General features: G+C 64.0%; 18 protein-coding genes. 7 read left to right on the forward strand and 11 right to left on the reverse strand.

Translation table 11 applies throughout. The features are described from left to right. Positions 1–73 precede the first annotated feature (73 nt). From LW136_RS19495 to LW136_RS19505, 3 genes are all read left to right on the forward strand, one after another. Complete coding sequence (locus LW136_RS19495) at positions 74–2296, forward strand: primosomal protein N' (RefSeq protein ID WP_234173718.1); 2223 nt, start codon at positions 74–76, stop codon at positions 2294–2296. 114 nt (positions 2297–2410) lie between these two features. Further along, a complete protein-coding gene (gene argS / locus LW136_RS19500) occupies positions 2411–4150 on the forward strand; it encodes an arginine--tRNA ligase (RefSeq protein WP_234173720.1) in 1740 nt (579 codons plus the stop codon). Further along, the gene (locus LW136_RS19505; RefSeq protein WP_234173721.1) at positions 4151–4816 is read left to right on the forward strand and encodes an SPOR domain-containing protein; all 666 of its coding nucleotides are present in this window, start codon (positions 4151–4153) and stop codon (positions 4814–4816) included. A gap of 56 nt (positions 4817–4872) precedes the next feature. Here the strand turns inward: LW136_RS19505 and LW136_RS19510 are convergent, their stop codons facing one another. The 4 genes from LW136_RS19510 to trxA form a co-directional block, all read right to left on the reverse strand. Continuing rightward, positions 4873–5844, reverse strand: coding sequence for a CDP-6-deoxy-delta-3,4-glucoseen reductase (locus tag LW136_RS19510; RefSeq protein WP_234173723.1), 972 nt, complete (start codon positions 5842–5844; stop codon positions 4873–4875). 74 nt (positions 5845–5918) lie between these two features. Then, entirely contained in the window at positions 5919–7385 is a 1467-nt protein-coding gene (gene ubiD / locus LW136_RS19515) for a 4-hydroxy-3-polyprenylbenzoate decarboxylase (RefSeq protein WP_234173725.1), read from the reverse strand. 123 nt (positions 7386–7508) lie between these two features. After that, a complete protein-coding gene (rho, locus tag LW136_RS19520) occupies positions 7509–8768 on the reverse strand; it encodes a transcription termination factor Rho (RefSeq protein ID WP_014821732.1) in 1260 nt (419 codons plus the stop codon). 231 nt (positions 8769–8999) lie between these two features. Further along, positions 9000–9326 carry a thioredoxin TrxA gene (trxA, locus tag LW136_RS19525; protein WP_003283463.1) on the reverse strand — a complete coding sequence of 109 codons (327 nt, stop codon included), beginning with the start codon at positions 9324–9326 and terminating at the stop codon, positions 9000–9002. Between the two features lie 183 nt (positions 9327–9509). On the opposite strand from trxA, the gene ppx reads away from it, so the two are divergent. Next, a complete protein-coding gene (ppx, locus tag LW136_RS19530) occupies positions 9510–11012 on the forward strand; it encodes an exopolyphosphatase (RefSeq protein ID WP_014821733.1) in 1503 nt (500 codons plus the stop codon). A 118-nt stretch (positions 11013–11130) separates the two neighbouring features. Here the strand turns inward: ppx and ppk1 are convergent, their stop codons facing one another. Both ppk1 and hemB read right to left on the reverse strand, forming a co-directional pair. Beyond that, entirely contained in the window at positions 11131–13338 is a 2208-nt protein-coding gene (gene ppk1, locus LW136_RS19535; protein ID WP_234173727.1) for a polyphosphate kinase 1, read from the reverse strand. 19 nt (positions 13339–13357) lie between these two features. Beyond that, positions 13358–14371: a porphobilinogen synthase gene (hemB, locus tag LW136_RS19540; RefSeq protein WP_234173730.1), complete on the reverse strand. Its 1014-nt coding sequence runs from the start codon at positions 14369–14371 to the stop codon at positions 13358–13360. A 303-nt stretch (positions 14372–14674) separates the two neighbouring features. Here hemB and elbB point away from each other — a divergent pair, with 303 nt between their 5' ends. The 3 genes from elbB (at position 14675) to LW136_RS19555 (ending at position 18200) form a co-directional block, all read left to right on the forward strand. Further along, positions 14675–15340 (forward strand): isoprenoid biosynthesis glyoxalase ElbB, encoded by a 666-nt coding sequence (gene elbB, locus LW136_RS19545; RefSeq protein WP_003301082.1) that lies wholly within the window; start codon positions 14675–14677, stop codon positions 15338–15340. 142 nt (positions 15341–15482) lie between these two features. Beyond that, positions 15483–15950 (forward strand): thioesterase family protein, encoded by a 468-nt coding sequence (locus LW136_RS19550; RefSeq protein ID WP_003301083.1) that lies wholly within the window; start codon positions 15483–15485, stop codon positions 15948–15950. Positions 15951–16061: 111 nt separating this feature from the next. Continuing rightward, entirely contained in the window at positions 16062–18200 is a 2139-nt protein-coding gene (locus tag LW136_RS19555) for a putative bifunctional diguanylate cyclase/phosphodiesterase (RefSeq protein ID WP_234173732.1), read from the forward strand. Here LW136_RS19555 and LW136_RS19560 read toward each other — a convergent pair. From LW136_RS19560 to LW136_RS19580, 5 genes are read right to left on the reverse strand one after another with little or no spacing between them, the layout of a single operon-like run. Continuing rightward, a complete protein-coding gene (locus LW136_RS19560; protein ID WP_003301085.1) occupies positions 18175–18630 on the reverse strand; it encodes a YaiI/YqxD family protein in 456 nt (151 codons plus the stop codon). The two genes, LW136_RS19555 and LW136_RS19560, sit on opposite strands and share 26 nt — an antisense overlap. Before the next feature lie 14 nt (positions 18631–18644). Further along, complete coding sequence (locus LW136_RS19565) at positions 18645–19277, reverse strand: LysE family transporter (RefSeq protein ID WP_102832903.1); 633 nt, start codon at positions 19275–19277, stop codon at positions 18645–18647. 50 nt (positions 19278–19327) lie between these two features. Further along, a complete protein-coding gene (locus tag LW136_RS19570; RefSeq protein ID WP_101276080.1) occupies positions 19328–20089 on the reverse strand; it encodes a TerC family protein in 762 nt (253 codons plus the stop codon). Positions 20090–20097: 8 nt separating this feature from the next. Next, positions 20098–20679 (reverse strand): mechanosensitive ion channel domain-containing protein, encoded by a 582-nt coding sequence (locus LW136_RS19575; RefSeq protein ID WP_044315182.1) that lies wholly within the window; start codon positions 20677–20679, stop codon positions 20098–20100. Then, complete coding sequence (locus LW136_RS19580; RefSeq protein WP_234173733.1) at positions 20676–22586, reverse strand: ATP-binding cassette domain-containing protein; 1911 nt, start codon at positions 22584–22586, stop codon at positions 20676–20678. The genes LW136_RS19575 and LW136_RS19580 overlap by 4 nt, the downstream gene beginning before the upstream one ends. Between the last annotated feature and the right edge of the window lie 27 nt (positions 22587–22613).

Below are 22613 nucleotides of genomic sequence, written 5' to 3' on the forward strand. Positions count from 1 at the left end.
CCGCTGGCGCGCTCGCGACGACGCCGAATCGCGTCATCGTTTACCATCGCCGCACATCACCAAGGATCATCGAGTGTCTTCCAGCATCCTCCGCCTGGCGCTGCCCTCCCCCCTGCGTCGCCTGTTCGATTACCTGCCGCCGGCTGGCGTGTCACCCGCCGCTCTTCAACCAGGCGTACGCCTGCGCGTGCCATTCGGTCGACGCGAAGTGGTCGGCATTCTGGTCGAGCTGAGCGACCACAGCGAAGTGCCGGCGGAAAAGCTCAAGCCGGCCCTGGAACTGCTGGATAGCAAACCACCCCTGCCCGCCCCGCTATTCAAGCTTTGCCTGTGGACCGCGCAGTATTATCAGCACAGCCTTGGCGACACCCTCAGCTGGGCACTGCCGGTACTGCTGCGTCAGGGCGAACCCGCTGAAGCGCGACAAGAGCGCTACTGGCACGTAGCCGAAGACGCGAGCCCTGACGATCCGCGATTGGTTCGTGCACCCAGGCAGCGCGAAGCGCTGAAGGCCATCGCCCAGCACGCTCACGGCTTGCCACATGCGCTGCTCAGCAAACTGCAGCTGAACAAGGACAGCCTCGACCTGCTGCTGGAAAAGGGCCTGGTGCGTATCGAATCCCGCCGCAGCAGGCCGACGCGCGGGCACAGTGGCGGCTGGCTGCTACAGGCCGAACTCACCTTGAATACACAGCAACGCGCGGCCTTCGAGGCGGTGAGCGCGGGCCTCGGAGGATTTCAGGCGTTCCTGCTGGCGGGGGTGACCGGCAGCGGCAAGACCGAGGTCTACCTGCAACTGATTCATCGCGTACTGGAAGCCGGCAAGCAGGCGCTGGTGCTGATCCCCGAGATCAACCTGGGGCCACAGACGCTCGCCCGCTTCGAACAGCGCTTCAACGCCCGGATCGCGCTGCTGCACTCCAACGTCAACGATCGTGAGCGACTCGATGCCTGGCTCGCCGCCCGCGATGGCGAGGCGGACATCATCATCGGTACCCGTTCGGCCCTGTTCACGCCGATGAAGAATCCCGGCCTGATCATCATCGACGAGGAGCACGACGCCTCTTATAAACAGCAGGAAGGCTTGCGCTACCACGCCCGCGATCTGGCCCTGCTGCGCGCGCGCCAGGAGAACCTGCCGATTGTGCTCGGTTCGGCCACGCCCTCGCTGGAAAGCCTGCACAACGCCCACAGCGGCCGCTATGCGCTGCTCAAACTGACGCAACGGGCCGGCAATGCGCAGTCGCCGCGCTTCCTGCGCCTGGATGTCAAGAGTCGCCCGCTGGACGCCGGCATATCCGGCCCGCTGCAACAGGCCATCGGCCAGACCCTCGGCGCCGGCCATCAGGTTTTGGTCTACCTCAACCGACGTGGCTTCGCCCCCACCCTGCTCTGCCATGACTGCGGCTGGCTCAGCCAGTGCCCACGCTGCGACGCGCGGATGACCCTGCATCAACGTCACAATGAACTGCGCTGCCACCACTGCGGGCACGTCGAGCGGCCGCCGCGCAACTGTCCGGACTGCGGCAAGGTGGATCTGCGCCCGGTTGGCGCCGGAACGGAGCGCGCCGAGGAGCGCCTGGGCATCCTCTTTCCCGACTATCCGGTGCTGCGTATCGACCGCGACAGCACCTCGCGCAAGGGCGCGATGGAGCAGATGATCGGCACCATCAACCGCGGCGAACCCTGCCTGCTGGTCGGCACGCAGATGCTCGCCAAGGGTCACCATTTTCCGCGCGTCACGCTGGTGGCGATTCTCGATGCCGACGGCGGGCTGTTCTCAGCCGACTTCCGCGCCAGCGAGCGCATGGCCCAGCTGATTGTCCAGGTCGCCGGGCGCGCCGGGCGCGCAGAGGAGCCTGGCAAGGTCATCATCCAGACGCATCTGGCCGACCATCCGCTGCTGGTGCAGCTGACCGAACAGGGTTATTTCGCCTTCGCCGAGCAGGCCCTGTCCGAGCGCCGCGCGGCCGGCCTGCCGCCGTTCAGCCACCTGGCGCTGCTGCGCGCCGAGGCACAGAAGCCCGGCCAGGCCGAAACCTTCCTCGACGACGCCTGCAACCTCGCCGAACAGTTGCTCGACCAGCTGCAGCTCAACGGCGTCGACCTGCTCGGACCGGTTCCCGCACCGATGGAACGGCGTGCCGGCCGCTACAGGGCGCAATTACTGCTTCAGGGCAACGCGCGGGCGACCCTGCACCGGCTGATGGACGCCTGGGTCCCGATGCTCGAACAACTGCCCGGCGGTCGCGCCGTGCGCTGGAGCCTGGATGTCGACCCGATCGATCTGTTCTGATCGCCTGATCGAAACCCGGACTTTTGCCGCCCTGCGCGCCACGCATCTTGAAGCGATACCCATCGCGACCCGATAATGCCGGGTTTTCGCGCACACTTGCGGACTGAGCCGACCATGAAAGACAGCATTCGCCACCTGATCCAGCAAGCCCTCGTCCGCCTGACCGCCGAAGGCGTTCTGCCTGAAGGGCTGACCCCCGCGATTCAGGTGGAAAACACCAGGGACAAAAGCCACGGCGATTTCGCCAGCAACATCGCCATGATGCTGGCCAAACCGGCCGGGCTGAAGCCGCGCGACCTGGCCGAGAAGCTGATCGCCGCGCTGCCGCAGGACGCACAGATCAGCAAGGTGGAAATCGCCGGACCAGGCTTTCTGAACTTCTTCCAGAACAGCGACGCACTGGCCGAGCGCCTCGAAGCGGCCCTGGCCGATCCACAGCTGGCAGTGCGCAAGGCGTCGGCGCCCCAGCGCGTGGTGATCGACCTGTCATCGCCGAACCTGGCGAAAGAGATGCATGTTGGCCACCTGCGCTCGACCATTATTGGTGACGCCGTCGGTCGTGTGCTCGAGTACCTCGGCGACGAGGTGATCCGGCAGAACCACGTCGGCGACTGGGGCACCCAGTTCGGCATGCTGCTGGCTTACCTCGAGGAGAAACCGGCGGCGGCGGAAAGCGAGCTGTCCGACCTGGAGCAGTTCTATCGCGCAGCGAAACAGCGCTTCGACGAGTCCGCCGAGTTCGCCGACCGCGCCCGCGAACTGGTGGTAAAGCTTCAAGCCGGGGACGCACAGTGCCTGAGCCTGTGGACGCGCTTCAACGATATTTCCCTGTCGCACTGCCAGAAGATCTACGACCGCCTCAACGTCAAGCTGACCCCGGCCGACGTCAAGGGTGAGAGCGCCTACAACGCCGAGCTTGCAGATATCGTCGAAGCCCTACGCAGTAAAGGTCTGCTCACCGAGGACAACGGCGCGCAGTGCGTCTTCCTCGACGAATTCAAGAACGCCGAAGGCAATCCGCTCCCGGTGATCGTGCAGAAGGCCGGCGGCGGCTACCTCTACGCCACCACCGACCTGGCGGCCATGCGTTACCGCAGCCAGGTCCTGCATGCCGATCGCGCGCTGTATTTCGTCGATCAGCGCCAGGCCCTGCATTTCCAGATGGCTTTCGAAGTGGCGCGTCGCGCCGGCTTCGTCCATGCCGGCATGCAGCTTGAGCACATGGGCTTCGGCACCATGAACGGCGCCGACGGCCGCCCGTTCAAGACCCGCGACGGCGGCACGGTAAAGCTGATCGATCTGCTCGACGAAGCCGAGCAGCGCGCCTATGCCCTGGTCAAGGGCAAGAATCCGGACCTCGATGAAGCCGAGCTGCGCCAGATCGCCCGCGCGGTGGGTATCAGCGCCGTCAAATATGCCGACCTGTCCAAGCACCGCACCAGCGACTATCGCTTCAACTTCGAACTGATGCTGAGCTTCGAAGGCAACACCGCGCCCTACCTGCTCTATGCCTACACCCGCGTGGCCAGCGTTTTCCGCAAGCTGGGTCAAGGCATCGATGAGATCACCGGGCAGATTCAGCTCGAGGCTGAGCAGGAACTGGCGCTCGCCGCCAAGCTCGCCCAGTTCGGCGAAGTGCTGAACAGCGTCGGCGAGAAAGGCGAACCGCACTTGCTGTGCGCTTACCTGTACGATCTGGCCGGGCTGTTCTCCAGTTTCTACGAGCACTGCCCGATCCTCAGCGCCGAACAGCCAGAGCAGAAGCAGAGTCGACTTCGCCTCGCTGCCCTGACCGGCAAGACCCTCAAGCAGGGCCTGGAACTTCTCGGCCTGGAAACTCTGGAGCGCATGTAAGTGGCTGCAAGGAAGAAAGCCGCGCCCAAACGAGGCGCGAGCCGCTATCAGGCGCCCGCCAAACAGGCCGTACCAGGCTGGATCTGGCTGGTCTGTGGCCTGGTCATCGGCGGTTTCATCATGTTTCTGATGAGCCTCGAGCCGGGTGGCGAGGAGGTCAAGCGCAACAAGGACGCACCCAAGACCGCGATCAAGGAGCAGCCCAAGCGCACGCCAGCCAGCGAGCAGGCGGCCAAGCCGAAGTACGACTTCTATACGCTGCTACCGGAGTCGGAAGTGATTCTGCCGCCGGAAGCCAAGCAGCCGGAACCGCCGGCCAAGCCGGTAACGCCAGAGGAAGCAGCGAAGATCGACGAAGCCCGCGCGCAGGCCGCACTCAATGGCCAGGTACCACCGCCGCCGCCCACAGTGGCCAAGGCACCGGTTACCCAGTTCTTTCTGCAGGCCGGCTCGTTCCGCCAGCAGGCGGAGGCTGATCGGGTACGCGCGCAGATCATCCTGCTTGGTCAGGACGTGCGCGTGGAAAGCGTCAAGGTGCGTGATGAGCCTTGGTATCGCGTGCTGGTCGGACCCTTCGGCAGCCGCGAGCAACTGAATGCTGCACAAAAGACGCTGGCCGCCAGCGGCTACAAGAACCTGCTGTTGCAACAGCGGCAGACGCGCTGAACGAAAAACGCCGGGCTTTCGACCCGGCGTTTTTCATTCTGGCGCAGCAAACCGAATCAGCTTTCCCGCGGCGCGTAGGCAAACACGTCAGCGCGCATCTGATGCGGGTCCATCCCCGCCTCCACCAACGCATCCAGCGTGCCATAGACCATCGACGGCGAGCCGCTGGCATAGATATGCAACGGTTTGAGATCGTTGAAATCCTCGCGAATCGCTTCGTGCAGCATGCCGCAGCGACCTTCCCAGCCGCAGACGTCGCTGACGACACGGTGCAGATGCAGATTGCTCATGCCCTGCCACTCATCCCAGTGCGACAGCTGGTAGAAGTCTTCGGGATGGCGAACACCCCAGTACAGATGCACCGGATGCGAGAACCCGGCTGCGCGGCAATACTCGATCAGACTGTGCATCTGCGCCATGCCGGTGCCCGCTGCAACCAGCACCAAGGGACCGTCCGGCAGTTCTGCCAGATGCGTGTCGCCGAATGGCAGCTGGATCCGCGCAAAGCCCTGCCGCCGCAGGAATGCCAGCAGCTCGATCGCGGATTCCTCACGCGCCAGCACGTGCAGCTCCAGCTCTCGGCCGCTGCCGGGAGCAGAGGCGAGGGAAAACGCCGACCACTCACCGTCCTCCCGTTGCAGCAACAGATATTGACCGGCGTGATAGCGCGGCTGGCGACCGGCCGGCAGGCGTAGGCGCAAGCGCACCACATCGCCACCGACCTCTTCATAGCCACTGAGCTGGCAGCTCAGCTCGCGTACCGGCAGTTCGCCGGGCGCCAGCACGCCATCCCACAGCAGCACGCAGTCTTCCAGTGGCTCGACCAGGCAGGCCAGCAGCTCGCCGTGATCGCGTACCTCGCCGGCCTGCCGCACACGTCCTTCGACCAGCAGCGAGGCGCAGATGTGGCAATTGCCGTTGCGACAGCTCTGCGGGCATTCGTAGCCCAGACGCCTGGCGGCATCGAGAAATCGTTCGCCGGGCCGCACGTCGAGCACGGCACCGGATGGCTGCAAAGTAACTTTCATGTGCACGTCTTATCAGTGAACGGGAAGACCCGCCAAGGCTTTCGGGCGGGCTCGGGCCCGCCTCTTCGGATATGTCAGTCGATACCCAGCTGCGACCAGAGTTCATCAACCCGCTGCTTCACCGCCGGGTCCTGAACGATGACCCGCCCCCATTCGCGGTTGGTCTCGCCCGGCCATTTGTGGGTGGCATCCAGGCCCATCTTCGAGCCCAGCCCGGAGATCGGCGAAGCGAAATCCAGGTAGTCGATCGGGGTGTTGTCGATCATCACCGTGTCGCGCTTGGGATCCATGCGTGTGGTGATGGCCCAGATCACATCGTTCCAGTCGCGGGCGTTGATGTCGTCGTCGGTGACGATGACAAACTTGGTGTACATGAACTGACGCAGGAAGCTCCACACGCCGAGCATGACCCGCTTGGCGTGGCCGGGATACTGCTTCTTCATCGTCACCACCGCCATGCGATAGGAACAGCCTTCCGGCGGCAGGTAGAAATCGACGATTTCCGGGAACTGCTTCTGCAGGATCGGTACGAACACCTCGTTCAGTGCCACGCCGAGAATCGCCGGCTCATCCGGCGGACGCCCGGTATAGGTGCTGTGATAGATCGGGTTTCGGCGATGGGTAATGCGCTCGACGGTGAACACCGGGAAGCGGTCGACCTCGTTGTAGTAGCCGGTGTGGTCGCCGTACGGCCCTTCATCGGCCATCTCGCCCGGATGGATATGCCCTTCGAGGACGATCTCGGCGTACGCCGGCACCTGCAGATCGGAGCCGACCGCCTTGACCAGCTCGGTGCGCGAACCGCGCAACAGGCCGGCGAAGGCATATTCGGACAGCGTATCGGGCACAGGCGTCACCGCGCCGAGAATCGTTGCCGGATCCGCGCCCAGCGCCACGGCGACCGGGTACGGCCGATCCGGGTACTTCTCGCACCATTCGCGGAAATCCAGCGCCCCGCCGCGATGACTGAGCCAGCGCATGATCACCTTGTTGCGACCGATGACCTGCTGGCGGTAGATGCCGAGATTCTGCCGCTCCTTGTTCGGCCCCTTGGTAATGGTCAGACCCCAGGTGATCAGCGGCGCGGCGTCGCCCGGCCAGCAGTGCTGTACGGGGATTGTCCCCAGGTCGACGTCATCACCTTCGATGATCACTTCCTGGCAGGGCGCGTCCTTGAGCACCTTGGGCGCCATGCTGATGACCTTCTTGTAGATCGGCAGCTTGCTCCAGGCGTCCTTCAACCCCTTCGGCGGCTCCGGCTCCTTGAGAAACGCCAGCAGCTTGCCGATCTCACGCAGTTCGGAGACATCCTCGGCGCCCATACCGAGGGCGACCCGCTGCGGCGTGCCGAACAGATTGCCAAGCACCGGCATGTCGAAACCCGTCGGGTTCTCGAAGAGCAGTGCCGGGCCCTGCTTGCGCAGGGTGCGGTCACAGATTTCGGTCATTTCCAGAATCGGGGAGACAGCAGCCGTGACGCGCTTGAGCTCACCGCGTTTTTCCAGGCCGCTGATAAAGTCGCGCAGATCGCGATACTGCATGCTTGAGCCTCGCATGGGCCGGCAGGGACGAGGCGCAAAGTTTAGCGCCCGCGTCGGGTTTTCCAAAACCTGCAGACAGACGAAGGCCGGGTTTCCCCGGCCTTGTTGGCAACGACGAGTCGCTTACTTGCGCTTCATGGACATGAAGAATTCGTCGTTGGTCTTGGTGTCCTTGAGCTTGTCGAGCAGGAACTCAATCGCAGCGCTTTCATCCATCGGATGCAGCAGCTTGCGCAGGATCCAGATGCGCTGCAGCTCTTCCTCGCTGGTCAGCAGCTCTTCGCGGCGAGTACCCGAACGGTTGATGTTGATGGCCGGGAAGACACGCTTCTCGGCAATGCGACGATCCAGTTGCAGCTCCAGGTTACCGGTGCCCTTGAACTCCTCGTAAATCACCTCGTCCATCTTCGAGCCGGTCTCCACCAGCGCGGTGGCGAGAATGGTCAGCGAACCGCCTTCCTCGATGTTGCGCGCGGCACCGAAGAAACGCTTGGGCTTCTCCAGGGCGTGGGCATCGACACCACCAGTGAGCACTTTGCCGGAGCTCGGGATCACGGTGTTGTAGGCACGCGCCAGACGGGTGATGGAGTCGAGCAGAATGACCACGTCCTTCTTGTGCTCGACTAGGCGCTTGGCCTTCTCGATGACCATTTCGGCAACCTGCACGTGACGGGTTGGCGGCTCGTCGAAGGTGGAGGCGACCACTTCGCCGCGCACGGTGCGCTGCATCTCGGTCACTTCTTCCGGGCGCTCGTCGATCAACAGAACGATCAGGTGGCACTCGGGGTTGTTGCGGGTGATGTTGCTGGCGATGTTCTGCAGCATGATCGTCTTGCCCGCCTTTGGCGGAGCGACGATCAAGCCGCGCTGGCCCTTGCCGATCGGAGCACAGAGGTCGATTACGCGACCGGTGAGGTCTTCGGTGGAACCGTTGCCGGCTTCCATCTTCAGGCGCTCGTTGGCGAACAGCGGGGTCAGGTTCTCGAAGAGGATCTTGTTCTTCGCGTTCTCCGGCCGATCGTAGTTGATCGAGTCGACCTTGAGCAGGGCGAAGTAGCGCTCACCTTCCTTCGGAGGGCGAATCTTGCCGATGATGGTGTCACCGGTGCGCAGGTTGAAGCGGCGAATCTGGCTGGGCGAGACGTAGATATCGTCCGGGCCGGCCAGGTAGGAAGAATCCGCGGAGCGCAGGAAGCCGAAGCCATCCTGGAGAATCTCCAGCACGCCATCACCGGAGATTTCCTCGCCGCTTTTAGCGTGCTTCTTGAGCAGGGAGAAAATCACGTCCTGCTTGCGCGAACGGGCCATGTTATCGATGCCCATCTGTTCGGCCATTTCCAGCAGTTCGGTGATGGGCTTTTGCTTGAGTTCAGTCAGATTCATAGAGAGAGTCAGGAAGGATGTAGAAAGCGATTAGCTTGAGAAGCCGCGCAGCAAGAGACGAACAGGTTCGTTGTGCTTTATGAGGCTGAAGTGCGTCGGCGACGGCGTGCAGAGGGCGACGGAAGAATGCGTCGCGAGGCCGAATTTAGCACCGTGCAGACGAAGCGTCCACCCTGCCGATAAAAAAAGCCCCCGCGACTGCGAGGGCTTTAGAGGGGAACTTCGGCGAAGTCAGATGTTGCTGTCGAGGAACGCCGCCAGCTGCGACTTGGACAGTGCACCGACCTTGGTCGCCTCGACATTGCCGTTCTTGAACAGCATCAGCGTCGGGATACCACGCACGCCGTATTTCGGCGGGGTTTCCTGGTTCTCGTCGATATTGAGCTTGCAAACCTTCAGACGGCCTTCGTAGTCCTTGGCGATCTCGTCGAGTACCGGCGCGATCATCTTGCACGGACCACACCACTCGGCCCAGTAGTCGACCAGTACGGGACCGTCGGCCTGGAGGACGTCCTGCTCGAAACTGCTGTCGCTGACATTGTTGATGTATTCGCTCATGGATTTTCTCCAGGGTCGGAACGGAAAGGTCGCCATCATAGCCCTACTGTGAGCGGATCGAAAGCTGCAGACCCTCGGGTCGGCGACGATCGCCCGCGAGCAGCGCCCCCATGCGTCAACGACTGCGTTGGCGGATGGGGGCGATCATGTCAGGATGTCTGAGTTTTGCATCGAGACCGCCCAATGCGCCATAACACCGCTGAGACCTTTCCCATGATCGCCGCCCTGGATCTGGGCTCGAACAGCTTTCACATGGTGCTCGCGCGCACCAGTAATGGCGAAATGCGCATCCTCGAACGGCTCGGCGAGAAGGTCCAGCTGGCTGCCGGGATCGACGAAAACCGTCTACTCGACGAGGCCGCCATGCAGCGTGGGCTGGACTGTCTGCGTCGCTTCGCCCAGCTGGTCAATCATCTGCCGCAGGGCGCCGTACGCATCGTCGGCACCAACGCACTGCGTGAAGCGCGCAATCGCGCCACCTTCATCCGCCGCGCCGAAGAGATCGTCAACCATCAGGTCGAGGTCATCTCCGGCCGCGAAGAAGCGCGCCTGATCTACCTCGGCGTGTCGCACACCATCCCGAGCAGTTCCGGCCGCCGCCTGGTGGCAGACATCGGCGGCGGCAGCACCGAGTTCATCATCGGCGAAGGGTTCGAATCGCAGCTGCGCGAAAGCCTGCAGATGGGCTGCGTGAGCTACACCCAACGCTTCTTCCGTGACGGCAAGATCACCCCGGCACGCTACGCCCAGGCCTACACCGCCGCGCGGGTAGAGCTGATGGGCATCGAGCATGGTCTGCGCCGGCTCGGCTGGCAGGAATCCATCGGCGCGTCCGGCACCATCCGAGCCGTAGGCCTGGCGATCAAGAGCGGCGGCTTCGGCAACGGCGAGGTCAACCTCGAAGGGCTGGGATGGCTCAAACGCAAGCTGTTCAAGCTCGGCGACGTGGAGAAGATAGACATCGACGGCATCAAACCGGACCGTCGCGGCGTGTTCCCTGCGGGCCTGGCGATTCTCGAGGCGATATTCGATGCGCTGGAGATCAGCAGCATGACCCACTCCGAAGGCGCCCTGCGCGAAGGGGTGCTCTACGACCTGCTAGGCCGTCACCATGACGAGGACATCCGTGACCGCTCGCTGAGCTTCCTGATGGAGCGCTACCACGTCGACATGGAACAGGCCGCGCGAGTCGAAGCCAAGGCGCTGGAGGCGTTCGACCAGGTGGCCGAGGCGTGGAGCCTGGATCAGGACTGGCACCGGGAGCTGCTCGCCTGGGCTGCACGGGTGCATGAAGTGGGCCTGGATATCGCGCACTACCACTACCACAAGCATGGCGCCTACCTGATCGAACATTCCGACCTGCCCGGCTTCTCCCGTCAGGATCAACTGATGCTGGCGCTGCTGGTGCGCGGCCACCGACGCAATATTCCTCAGGACAAGTTCGGCGAGACCGGGGTCGATGCCGATGCACTGGTGCGACTGTGCATCCTGCTGCGCTTCGCCATCCTGTTCCATCACATCCGCGGTGCCAACGCCGTCTCCGAGGTGCAGCTAAAGGCGACCGAACGGGGCCTGGAGCTGATCTTCCCGACCGGCTGGCTGGGCGCGAACCCGTTGACCAGGGCCGACTTCGAGGCCGAAGCTGCCTGGCTCGCGCGCGTGGGCTACGAACTGCGGATGAAATGAAACAAGGGCCCTAGGGGGCCCTTGATGATACAGGTAACCAGTCTTCGCCTCCTCTAGCCAGGCCGACGCGGCGCGCGCCAGCCACATGCCTGAAAACGCACCGCGGGAAACACCTGACTCAGCGCACGCCGACCTGCGGCCCGGTGAGACGCTCCAGCAACGTACTCTGTATGTTGCGCGCATTCTGATTACCGGTGGGGCTGTTGCGCAGGTAGCTGCCGTCAGGCTGCAGAATCCAGCTCTGGGTGTTGTCGCTGAGGAAGCCTTCCAGCTCCTTCTTAACCCGCATCACCAGTTTCTTGCCTTCCACCGGGAAACAGGTTTCCACCCGACGATCGAGGTTGCGCTCCATCCAGTCGGCACTGGACAGGTAGAGCTTCTCGTCACCGTCATTCTGGAAGTAGAACACCCGACTGTGCTCAAGGAACCGGCCGATGATCGAGCGCACATGGATGTTGTGCGAGACACCGGCGATGCCCGGCCGCAGGCAGCACATGCCACGCACGATGAGATCGACGCGCACGCCGGTCTGGCTCGCCTTGTACAGCGCCTTGATCATCTTCGGGTCGGTCAGCGCATTGATCTTCAGAATGATATGCGCGGGCCGCCCCTCGGCCGCGTGCTGGGTTTCCTGCGCGATCAGGTCGAACAGCGTCTTCTTCAGGGTAAATGGCGCGTGCAGCAGCTTCTTCATGCGCATGGTCTTGCCCATGCCGATCAACTGACTGAACAGCTTGGAGACGTCCTCACACAGGGCATCATCCGACGTCAGCAGGCTGTAGTCGGTATACAGCCGGGCGTTGGCCGCGTGGTAGTTGCCGGTGCCCAGATGCGCGTAACGGCACAGCTCGCCATTTTCGCGACGCAGGATCAGCATCATCTTGGCGTGGGTCTTGTAGCCGACCACGCCATAGATCACCACCGCGCCGGCCTGCTGCAGGCGGCTGGCGAGCTGCAGGTTGGATTCCTCGTCGAAGCGGGCGCGCAGTTCGATCACCGCGGTAACTTCCTTGCCGCTGCGCGCCGCATCGACCAGCGCATCGACGATCTCCGAATTGGCACCCGAGCGATACAGCGTCTGCTTGATCGCCAGCACGCACGGGTCCTTCGCAGCTTCACGCAGCAGATCGACCACCGGCGTGAAGGACTCGAACGGGTGCAGCAGCAGGATGTCCTGCTTGTTGATCACGCTGAAGATCTTGTCGCTGTTCTGCAGCAGCTTCGGAATCGATGGCGTGAACGGGCTGTATTGCAGCTCCGGGTGGCTGTCCAGCCCGGTGATGCTGAACAGACGGGTCAGGTTGACGGGGCCGTTGACCCGGTACATTTCGCCCTCGCCCAGACTGAACTGCTTGAGCAGAAAATCGGCGAGGTGCTGCGGGCAGGTATCGGCCACTTCCAGGCGCACGGCATCGCCATAACGACGCGAGATCAGCTCGCCTCGCAGCGCGCGTGCCAGGTCCTCGACGTCCTCGGTGTCAACCGAAAGGTCGGCGTTACGGGTGAGGCGGAACTGGTAGCAGCCCTTGACCCGCATGCCGTGGAACAGGTCGTCGGCATGGGCATGGATCATCGAGGAGAGGAAGACGAAGTTGTCGCCGGCGCCGCCGACTGACTCCGGCACGCGGATCACCCGCGGCAGCAGGCGTGGCGCCGGAATGATCGCCAGACCGGAATCGCGGCCGAAGGCATCGACGCCTTCCAGCTCGACGATGAAGTTCAGGCTCTTGTTCACCAGCAGCGGGAACGGATGGGTCGGATCGAGACCGATCGGCGTGACGATCGGCGCAATCTCGTCGCGGAAATAGCGGCGCACCCAGGTCTTGAGTTTGGCCGTCCAGTGCCTGCGGCGAATGAAGCGGATCTGATGCTCGGCCAGCGCCGGCAGAAGCACGTCATTGAGGATCGCGTACTGGCGGTCGACCTGTTCGTGGACCAGCTCGGAGATGCGCGCCAGCGCCTGATGCGGCTGCAGGCCGTCGGCGCCCGCCTGTTCGCGGGCGAAGGTGACGCGCTTCTTCAGTCCGGCGACGCGAATCTCGAAGAACTCATCTAGGTTGCTGGAGAAGATCAGCAGGAACTTCAGCCGCTCCAGCAGCGGATAGGACTCATCCAGCGCCTGCTCGAGCACGCGGACGTTGAACTGAAGCTGCGAAAGCTCGCGATGGATGTACAGCGCACTGTCGTCCAGGTTGGTCACCAGCGCGACCGGCGTCTCCTCGACGACTTCCAGTGGCGCAGACACCACCTCGGGCAACGTCTGTTCCAGCACCTCGCCGACCACGGCGTCCTGCAGATCCTTTTCGCTGAGTCCCTGATTGATCATCGCTTTGCCTCGAAAGGGCTCACTGGCCCCGTTTTAATTGTCGTGCCGCCTGTTTGGCGAAGTAAGTCAGGATGCCATCGGCCCCGGCACGCTTGAAGCCGACCAAAGACTCAAGGATGACGGCCTCGCTCAGCCAGCCATTCTGGATGGCAGCCATGTGCATGGCGTACTCGCCGCTGACCTGATAGACGAAGGTCGGCGCCTTGAAGGCATCTTTGACCCGCCAGACGATATCCAGGTAGGGCAGACCGGGCTTGACCATCACCATGTCCGCGCCTTCGGCCAGGTCGGCGCCCACTTCGTGCAGCGCCTCGTCACCGTTGGCCGGGTCCATCTGATAGGTATTCTTGTTGCTCTTGCCGAGGTTGGCGGCAGAGCCCACCGCATCTCGGAACGGGCCGTAGTAGGCGCTGGCGTATTTCGCCGAGTAGGCCATGATGCGCACGTTGTGGTGTTCGGCCACTTCCAGCGCCTCGCGAATCGCCTGGATACGACCATCCATCATGTCCGACGGCGCGACCACCTGAGCGCCGGCTTCGGCGTGGGACAGCGCCTGGCGGACCAGCGCGTCGACAGTGACATCGTTCTGCACGTATCCGTTGTCGTCGAGAATGCCGTCCTGGCCGTGCGTGGTGAAAGGATCGAGAGCTACGTCGGTGATGATCCCCAGCTCCGGGAAACGCGCGCGCAAGGCGCGAGTGGCGCGCTGGGCGATGCCCTCCGGGTTCCAGGCTTCGGCCGCATCGAGGGACTTCTTCTCCAGCGGTGTCACCGGAAACAGCGCCAGCGCCGGAATGCCCAGCGCCACCAGCTCTTCGGCCTCCTTGAGCAGCAGGTCGATGGACAGGCGCTCCACTCCCGGCATCGACGGCACCGGCTCGCGGCGGTTCTCGCCGTCGAGCACGAACACCGGCAGGATCAGGTCATCGACGGTCAGCACATTTTCGCGCACCAGACGGCGGGAAAAATCGTCACGACGATTGCGACGCAGACGAGTAGCGGGGAACAGCCGGCTGGCAGGAACGAAACTCACGACGGACTCCTGGCCCGCAGAACGGGCGAATATGACGTTTATAGGCCCGACACATGACGAAATGATGACAACGCCAGGCCGTCGAGCCTCCGAAACCGCGCCCATTGTCGCCAGCCATGCCGGCGACTGCCAGTGCTTTGATCAGGCGCAAACTGCCGCGCCAGACCTGCGGCAATGAACACCGGCGCATCGCGCGAATCCAACGGAACGTGTGGGGCTTACCTGGAACCGTCCCAGGTATTAGCATCGAACGCATCCGCCGTGCCCGACGCAGGGCCGCTGAACTTGACCAGGAGTACCACCATGAACAAGAAAGTCGCCGTGATCCTCTCCGGCTGTGGCGTCTACGACGGCTCGGAGATCTACGAAAGCGTCATCACCCTGCTGCGCCTGGACCAGCGTGGCGTCAAGGTGCAGTGCTTCGCACCGAACATCCCGCAGATGCACGTGATCAATCACCTGACCGGCGACGAGATGCCGGAGTCGCGCAACGTGCTGACCGAGTCCGCTCGCCTGGCCCGCGGCGAGATCAAGGATCTGCGCGAGGCGCGCGCCGAGGATTTCGACGCGCTGATCATCCCCGGCGGTTTCGGCGCCGCGAAGAACCTCTCCAATTTCGCTACCGAAGGCGCCAGCAGCAAGGCACTGCCGGATGTCGTGGCGCTCGCGCAGGCCTTTGCCGAGGCACGCAAGCCGGTCGGGATGATGTGCATCGCGCCGACCATGGCCGCGCAGATCTTCGGCGCCGGCGTGGTCTGTACCCTTGGCAGTGACGAGGCCGATGCCGCCAAGGCGGTCGCGCAGATGGGCGCCGAGCATCAGGCGTGCGAAGTCAGCGACATCGTCGTGGACAAGCAGCATCGACTGGTCACCACACCGGCGTACATGCTGGCGCAATCCATCAGCGAAGCCGCTTCGGGCATCTACAAGCTGGTCGACCGGGTACTGGAAATGACCACCGAAGACTGATCCGAACGCCGCCAAATGATCCCGGGTCCGCCCGGGATTTTTTTGCGCGAAAGCCGCCAAAGCCGCGGCTGCTCGTGCCGCCACTCTGTTCAGCGCGAACATCCTCGGGCAGCTTGATCGCTCATCCACAGGAACGCCGACCATGAACCACGACGACGCCCTGCTCGCCGAGCAGGCCCAGGCGGTACGCCAGATGTTCGAACGCATCCCCTTCAACCAGGCGCTGGGCATCGAGCTGGACGAGGTATCGACCTCCCAGGTCGTCATGCACCTGCCGATGAAGCCGGAGCTGGTCGGCAACTTCGTCCACGGCATCTTGCATGGCGGGGTCATCGCCTCGCTGCTGGACGTGGCCGGCGGGGCGATGGCAATGCTCGGCGCCTTCGACAAGCATCGCCATTTGACCACCCAGGAGCGCGCCGCACGGCTTTCCCGGCTGGGAACCATCGATCTGCGCATCGACTACCTGCGCCCAGGCCGAGGCACCCGCTTCAGTGCCAGCGCGATGCTGCTGCGCTCGGGCAACAAGGTCGCAGTGGTGCGTTCTGAGCTGCACAACGAACTGGGCACCCTGATCGCCGTGGGCACCGGCACTTATCTTTGCGGTTGATCAGCCGATAGGAGATTGGCGGCCAGGGCGACCTCTCGTACACTCTGCCGCAGATGGCCATGCGCCACTATTCTCACGAGGCAGGACGCCCGACTGTTCGAGTGCCGCCGCGTGTCCAGACTTCTGTTTTCCGACCTTCCCGCCGACCAGATTGCCCTGCTCGGCCACAGTCACGACCCTCTGCTGGTCGTTCTCTCCTACCTCGTCGCCAGCGCGGCGGCGTTCACCGCACTGGCGCTGGCCAAGCGGGTCAGCCGCAGCGGCAGCCCGCGCGGCCGCGACTTGTGGCGTTGGGTCGGCGCGTTCGCTCTGGGTGGCGGCATCTGGTCGATGCACTTCATCGGCATGCTGGCCTTCAGCGCGCCACTGGACATCAGCTACGACCATCGCATCACCCTGCTTTCGCTGCTGATCGCCATGGCCGTGTCTTATGTGGTGATGCGTCTGCTCGGCCGCGATCGCCTCAGCGTGCCGCAGTACGCGCTGGCCGGCACGGCCGCCGGCATCGGCATCGCCGCCATGCACTACACCGGGATGGCGGCGATACGCTCGCTGGCGACGCTCTACTACGCACCGCTGGCCTTCGCTGCCTCTGTTCTGATCGCCATCGGCGCCTCGATCGCCGCGCTGGTGCTGGGATATCACTTCCGCGCCAGCCAGAGCCGGCACCAGCACTGGCAGCGCCTGCTCTGCAGCCTGTTGATGGGCGCGGCGATCGTTTCGATGCACTACACCGGCATGCATGCGCTGACCCTGGCAGTCCCCGCCCACATGCTGGAGCACACCGCCCCGTTCGGCAGTCATGGCGGCCAGCATGCCGTCCTCGCCTCGGCAATCGGTCTGGTCGCGCTGCTGGTGATCGTCACCGGCATCGCCGCCAGCTGGGCCGAGCAGCGCTTCAGCGAGCAACGCCAGGCACTCGACCAGGCCGAGCACCAGCTCAACGCGATGACCCATTACGACCCGCTGACCAACCTGTTCAACGGTCGCGCCTTCACCGAGATGGTCACCCAGGTCCTGGCCGCGCGCGAGGAACGTCAGGCGCTGGCCGTGCTGGTGGTGGATCTGGACAACTTCAAGCGCATCAACGACAGCCTCGGCCACCGCAGCGGCGACCTGGCATTGCAACAGGCGGCGCATCGAATCCGCGCGGTACTCGGTCAGCACGACATGCTGGCGCGCTTCTCCGGCGACGAGTTCTGCGTCTTGACCCTCGGCCAGTGGGAGCAGGCCCAGGCGCTGGCCAACCACATCCTCGAACAGCTGCGTCCGCCCTTCACCCTCGGCGACACCCAGCTGCGCCTGACCGCCAGCATCGGCATCAGCCAGTACCCCGAAGACGGCCTGAACTTCGATGCGCTGTTCCGCCACGCCGGCCTCGCGGTCGGCCAGTGCAAGGCCAGCGGCCGCAACCGCAGCTTGCGCTTCAACCCCGCGCTGGAACTGCGCGCCCAGGAGGATCTGTCGCTGGAACAGGACCTGCGCCGGGCACTGAACGAAAACCTCCTCAGCGTGAACTATCAGCCCATCGTCGATGGCCGCAGCGGCGAGCCGGTGAGCCTCGAGGCGCTGGTGCGCTGGCAGCATCCGCAGCAGGGTTTCATCAGCCCCGAGCGCTTCGTCGGACTGGCCGAGCAACACGGTTTCGTCGCCGAGCTGGACGCCTGGGTCGCGCGCCGCGCCTGTGCCGACCTGGTCGCCTTGCTCGATGAGGGCTACGACCTGCGGGTAGCGGTCAATTGCTCAGCGCTCAACCTGTCCAATCCGCAGATGCCGGAGGTCGTCGCGCGCATTCTCGAACGTACCGGTCTCGACCCGGCGCGGCTGACCGTGGAAGTCACCGAGAATGCGCTGATGAACAGCCTTGGCGCGGCGGTGCGCACCCTCGATGCCGTCCGTGAGCTCGGGGTGAAGGTGTCCATCGATGATTTCGGCAGCGGCTATTCCTCGCTGGCCTACCTGCGCAAGCTGCCGGTGGACACCCTCAAGGTCGACCGCGCCTTCGTTCAGGAAATCGCCGAGCAGGCCAATGACCGCGCCATCACCGCGGCGATCATCGCCATGGCGCATAAACTCGGTCTCAAGGTGGTGGCCGAAGGCGTCGAGGAGGAGGTACAGCTGGCCTACCTGCGCGAAAACGGCTGCGATTACATCCAGGGCTACTACTACAGCCGCCCGCTGCCATTGTCGGCACTGCGCGACTGGTTGGCCGCGCGGCGGCCGCTCACTGCGGGCGCGACAATCGCGTGAGCAGGCGATCCAGGGAATTGGCGAAAGCCTGGCGGTCGCGCTCGCTGTAGGCCCCCTGGCCGCCGCCCATCTGGCCCTGATCGCGTAGATCGGTGAACAGGTTGCGCACCGCCAGCCGCTCGCCCATGTTGCGCTCATCGAACTCGCGACCGCGCGGGTCGAGCGCCGCGACGCCCTTCTTCACCAGTCGATCGGCCAGCGGAACGTCGCTGCAGATCACCAGATCACCGGGCTCGGCATGTTCGACCAGATAGTCATCGGCTGCATCCGGCCCGCTCGGCACCACGATCAGCCGCACGCAGGCGAACGCCGGCTTGACCTGGCTCTGGCCGGCAACCAGCAGCACCTCGAACCGCCGTTTAAGGGCGAACTTGATCACCTGGTCCTTGGCTGCGCGCGGGCAGGCATCGGCATCGATCCACACGCGCATGGCGGTTGCCTCGCTCATGCCACCGCGCGCCTTACGGTCGCCAGCAGCGCCGCCGCGCCGGCGAACATTGCGGCGAAACTGCGGTTGACCAGGCGCTGCTGACGCGGCGTGCGCAACAGCCGCAGCACTTTCGCCGCCAGCCCGGTGTAGCCGGCCATGACGATCAGGTCGACCACCACCATGGTCGCGGCCATCTCGCTGTATTGCAGCAGCAACGGCCGCTGCGGGTCGAGAAACTGCGGCAGTACGGCGAGGATGAAAACGATTGCCTTGGGGTTGCTGGCGTTGACCACAAACCCGCGCAGCATCAGGCTCAGCGGCCTGCCGATGGGTCGCGGGGCGGCGGAATCATCCAGCGCCTCGGGCTGTGCCTGCCATTGCTTCCAGGCCAGCCAGAGCAGATAGCCGACACCGAACCACTTGATCAGGCTGAACGCCAGCTCCGAGGTGGCCAGCACCGCACCGACGCCGGCCGCGACCACGGCGATCTGCAGGACCAACGCCAGCTGCAGGCCGATGGCATTCCAGTAGCCGCGCCAGAAGCCGTACTGCAGCCCGCAGGACATCGACGCGATGGCGCCGGCGCCTGGCGACAGGCTGATCACCCAACAGGCAACGAAGAACGCGAGCCAGGTTTCCAGGGACATGCTGATTACCTCCATTCAACGAGCGCCGGCGGTCCAGCCGGCGCTTCGGTTCAGTCTGGCATGTCCTTGCCCAGTTTGACCGGTTCTTTAAGCTTGCGCTTCATCGCCTTGCGCATGCGGATGTTCAGTGCCTCGACGCCCAGCGAGAAAGCCATCGCGAAGTAGACGTAGCCCTTCGGTACATGCACATCGAAGGCTTCGGCGATGAGCAGCGTACCGACGACGATGAGGAACGACAGCGCCAGAATCTTCAGCGTCGGGTGCTTGTCGATGAACTCGCTGATGGTACCGGCAGCCAGCATCATCACCAGCACCGCGATGACGATCGCCGCGACCATCACCGGGACGTTCTGCACCAGACCGACCGCCGTGATCACCGAGTCCAGCGAGAAGATGATGTCGATCACCGCGATCTGCAGGATGATCCCGATAAACCCGGCCTTTACCACGGCGCCGCCCGCAGCCTGCTCCTCTTCCTCGCCTTCGACGCTGTGCCAGATCTCCATGGTGCTCTTGAACAGGAGGAACAGGCCTCCGAAGAACAGGATCAGATCGCGCCCGGAAACGCCCTCGCCCAGCACCGTGAACAAGTCATTGGTCAGGCGCATCACCCAGGCGATGGATAGCAGCAGCAGGATCCGCGTGCCCATGGCCAGCGCCAGGCCGAAGAAGCGCGCCTTCGGCTGCTGCTCCTTGGGCAGGCGGCTGACCAGAATCGAAATGAAGATGATGTTGTCGATGCCGAGGACGATTTCCAGGGCGGTCAGGGTCAGAAAGGCGACCCATATCTCAGGGTTGCTGAGCCATTCCATGAGGGTTCTTACTCGTTGGGGTTACGGTTATAGAGTTGCACTTCGCTGCCACGCCAACGGCGTACGGCCTTCTGGAAGAACAGGCTGTTGGGCACCTGCACGATGGCGCCGGTGCCGGCTTCGGCCACCTCTTCGAGGGTGGTGTAGACCAGATTGATGTCGATGACCCGGCCCTTGACGATCGGCTTGTCGAAAGCCTCGACAATTTCCACCACATCGCCCAGCCGGAACGGGCCGACCGTGAGGATCAGCACCGCACAGAGCAGGTTGGACAACACGCTCCAGATCGCGAAGAAGGCGATGGCCGCCACCGCGACGAACCCGGAGATGGCTGTCCACAGCACGGTGGCAGAGACGCCGAAGCGCTCCAGTACCATGATCAGCGCGCCGCCGATGATGAACCAGCGGATGCCGCCGCGCACCGGGATCAGCAGTTCCGGCGGCAACGGGTAGCGCGACGACAGCCGAGTCAATCCACGAGCGACCACCCTTTGCAGCACATAGGCGACCAGCAGAATCAACAGCACCTGCAAACCCAGCATCCACTGCAAGCGCCACTCTTCGACCAACGTCAGCCAGGGTTCGCTCATGCACTGGCCTCCAGTTGCGCCTGCAGGCTCTCGAGTATTTCCAGCGCCTCCAGCCAGGCTTCCTCCAGCTCGCCTTCGCGAACCTTCAGCTCGGCCTGTTTGGCCAGCAGCTGGCGCAGCTCGTCCTTGCGTGCCACTTCGTAAAGCGCGCTGTCACCCAGGTTCGTTTCCAGCTCGGCCAATTTTTCGTGCACCGTCGCCAGGTCCTTCTCCAGCTTGTCCGCCTGACGCTTGTGCGGCGCCAACTGCTGGCGCAAAGCGGCGGCGGCCTGACGCTGGGCGCGCTTGTCGGTCTTGTCCGCCGCAGGCTCGCCGCCTGCCGCAGGCTGCTGACGCGCCCGGTAGTCCACCAGCCAGCGCGCATAGTCTTCGAGATCCCCGTCGAAGCTCTGCACCTGGCCGTCGGCGACCAACAGGAACTCGTCGGTGGTGCTCTTGAGCAGATGACGGTCGTGGGAAACGACCAGCACCGCACCTTCGAAATCCTGCAGGGCCAGGGTCAGCGCCAGGCGCATTTCCAGGTCGAGGTGGTTGGTCGGTTCGTCGAGCAGCAACAGGTTGGGCTTGCCCCAGGCGATCAGCGCTAGCGCCAGGCGCGCTTTCTCACCGCCGGAAAAATTCAGCACCGGCTCGTCGCAGCGCGCGCCGCGGAAATCGAAGCCGCCGAGAAAATCACGCAGCGTCTGCTCGCGCTCGGCCGGAGCGATGCGCTGCAGGTGCAGCAAGGGGCTGGCCTTGGGATCGAGCGAATCCAGCTGATGCTGGGCGAAATAGCCGACCGCCAGGTTCTCGCCGCGCTGCAGGCGGCCGGACAGCGGGGCCAGTTCAGCGGAGAGTGTCTTGATCAGCGTTGACTTGCCGGCACCATTCGGCCCCAGCAAACCAATGCGCGCGCCGGGCACCAGCTGCAGCTTGACCTTGTCCAGCACCACCTTTTCGCCGTAGCCGAGGCGCCCTTCGGCGAGGTCCAGCAAGGGGCTGGACACCTTGTCCGCCTCGCGGAAGCGGAAGTCGAACGGCGAATCCACGTGCGCCGGCGCCAGTTCTTCGAGGCGCTCCAGCGCCTTGATCCGGCTCTGGGCCTGGCGTGCCTTGGTCGCCTGGGCCTTGAAGCGGCGGATATAGCTTTCCATGTGGGCGCGCTGCGCCTGCTGCTTCTCGAAGGCTTGCTGCTGCTGCGCCAGACGCTCGGCGCGAGTTCTTTCGAAGGCCGAGTAGCCGCCGCGGTAGAGCGTCAGTTTGCGCTGTTCCAGATGGATGACGTGATCGACCACCGAGTCGAGGAAATCGCGGTCGTGGGAAATCAGCAGCAAGGTGCCGGGGTAGCCCTTGAGCCAGTCCTCGAGCCAGAGGATCGCATCGAGATCGAGGTGGTTGGTCGGTTCATCCAGCAGCAACAGGTCGGACGGGCACATCAGTGCCTGGGCGAGGTTGAGACGCATGCGCCAGCCACCGGAAAAGCTGCTGACCGGCAGCGTCATCTGCTCGTTGGCAAAGCCCAGCCCGGCGAGCAGCTTGCGCGCGCGGGCGTCGGCGCTGTAGCCGTCGACGTTGTCCAGCTCGGTGTGCAGACGCGCCAGCGCGTTGCCATCGTGCGCCTGCTCGGCGGCGGCAAGTTCGCGCTGAATGCGCCTTAGCTCGACGTCGCCATCGAGCACATAGTCCACGGCCAGGCGATCGAGGGTATCGATCTCCTGGCGCATGTGCGCGATGCGCCAGTCCGGCGGCAACTGGCAATCGCCGCCGTCGGGCACCAGCTCGCCACGCAGCAGCGCGAAGAGGGTGGATTTGCCAGCGCCATTGGCGCCGATCAGGCCGGCCTTCTGGCCGGGGTGCAGAGTCAGCTCGGCGCCTTCCAGCAAACGCTGAGGGCCACGCTGTAGAGTGAGGTTCTGGAGTCGGATCATAATGCCGGCGAGTTTATCAGTTCGCCT

Origin of the sequence: Stutzerimonas kunmingensis, assembly GCF_021432085.1 — a bacterium.
Taxonomy (GTDB): Bacteria; Pseudomonadota; Gammaproteobacteria; order Pseudomonadales; family Pseudomonadaceae; genus Stutzerimonas.

What these genes read in the sequence shown, in the direction of transcription:
- argS (WP_234173720.1), top strand. Translation starts at nt 2,411, where the DNA reads ATGAAAGACAGCATTCGCCACCTGATCCAGCAAGCCCTCGTCCGCCTG.
- ppx (WP_014821733.1), top strand. Translation starts at nt 9,510, where the DNA reads ATGCGCCATAACACCGCTGAGACCTTTCCCATGATCGCCGCCCTGGAT.
- ubiD (WP_234173725.1), bottom strand. Translation starts at nt 7,385, where the DNA reads ATGCAGTATCGCGATCTGCGCGACTTTATCAGCGGCCTGGAAAAACGC.
- LW136_RS19510 (WP_234173723.1), bottom strand. Translation starts at nt 5,844, where the DNA reads ATGAAAGTTACTTTGCAGCCATCCGGTGCCGTGCTCGACGTGCGGCCC.
- LW136_RS19550 (WP_003301083.1), top strand. Translation starts at nt 15,483, where the DNA reads ATGAACCACGACGACGCCCTGCTCGCCGAGCAGGCCCAGGCGGTACGC.
- LW136_RS19580 (WP_234173733.1), bottom strand. Translation starts at nt 22,586, where the DNA reads ATGATCCGACTCCAGAACCTCACTCTACAGCGTGGCCCTCAGCGTTTG.
- ppk1 (WP_234173727.1), bottom strand. Translation starts at nt 13,338, where the DNA reads ATGATCAATCAGGGACTCAGCGAAAAGGATCTGCAGGACGCCGTGGTC.
- LW136_RS19575 (WP_044315182.1), bottom strand. Translation starts at nt 20,679, where the DNA reads ATGAGCGAACCCTGGCTGACGTTGGTCGAAGAGTGGCGCTTGCAGTGG.
- LW136_RS19560 (WP_003301085.1), bottom strand. Translation starts at nt 18,630, where the DNA reads ATGCGCGTGTGGATCGATGCCGATGCCTGCCCGCGCGCAGCCAAGGAC.
- LW136_RS19565 (WP_102832903.1), bottom strand. Translation starts at nt 19,277, where the DNA reads ATGTCCCTGGAAACCTGGCTCGCGTTCTTCGTTGCCTGTTGGGTGATC.
- rho (WP_014821732.1), bottom strand. Translation starts at nt 8,768, where the DNA reads ATGAATCTGACTGAACTCAAGCAAAAGCCCATCACCGAACTGCTGGAA.
- elbB (WP_003301082.1), top strand. Translation starts at nt 14,675, where the DNA reads ATGAACAAGAAAGTCGCCGTGATCCTCTCCGGCTGTGGCGTCTACGAC.
- LW136_RS19570 (WP_101276080.1), bottom strand. Translation starts at nt 20,089, where the DNA reads ATGGAATGGCTCAGCAACCCTGAGATATGGGTCGCCTTTCTGACCCTG.
- trxA (WP_003283463.1), bottom strand. Translation starts at nt 9,326, where the DNA reads ATGAGCGAATACATCAACAATGTCAGCGACAGCAGTTTCGAGCAGGAC.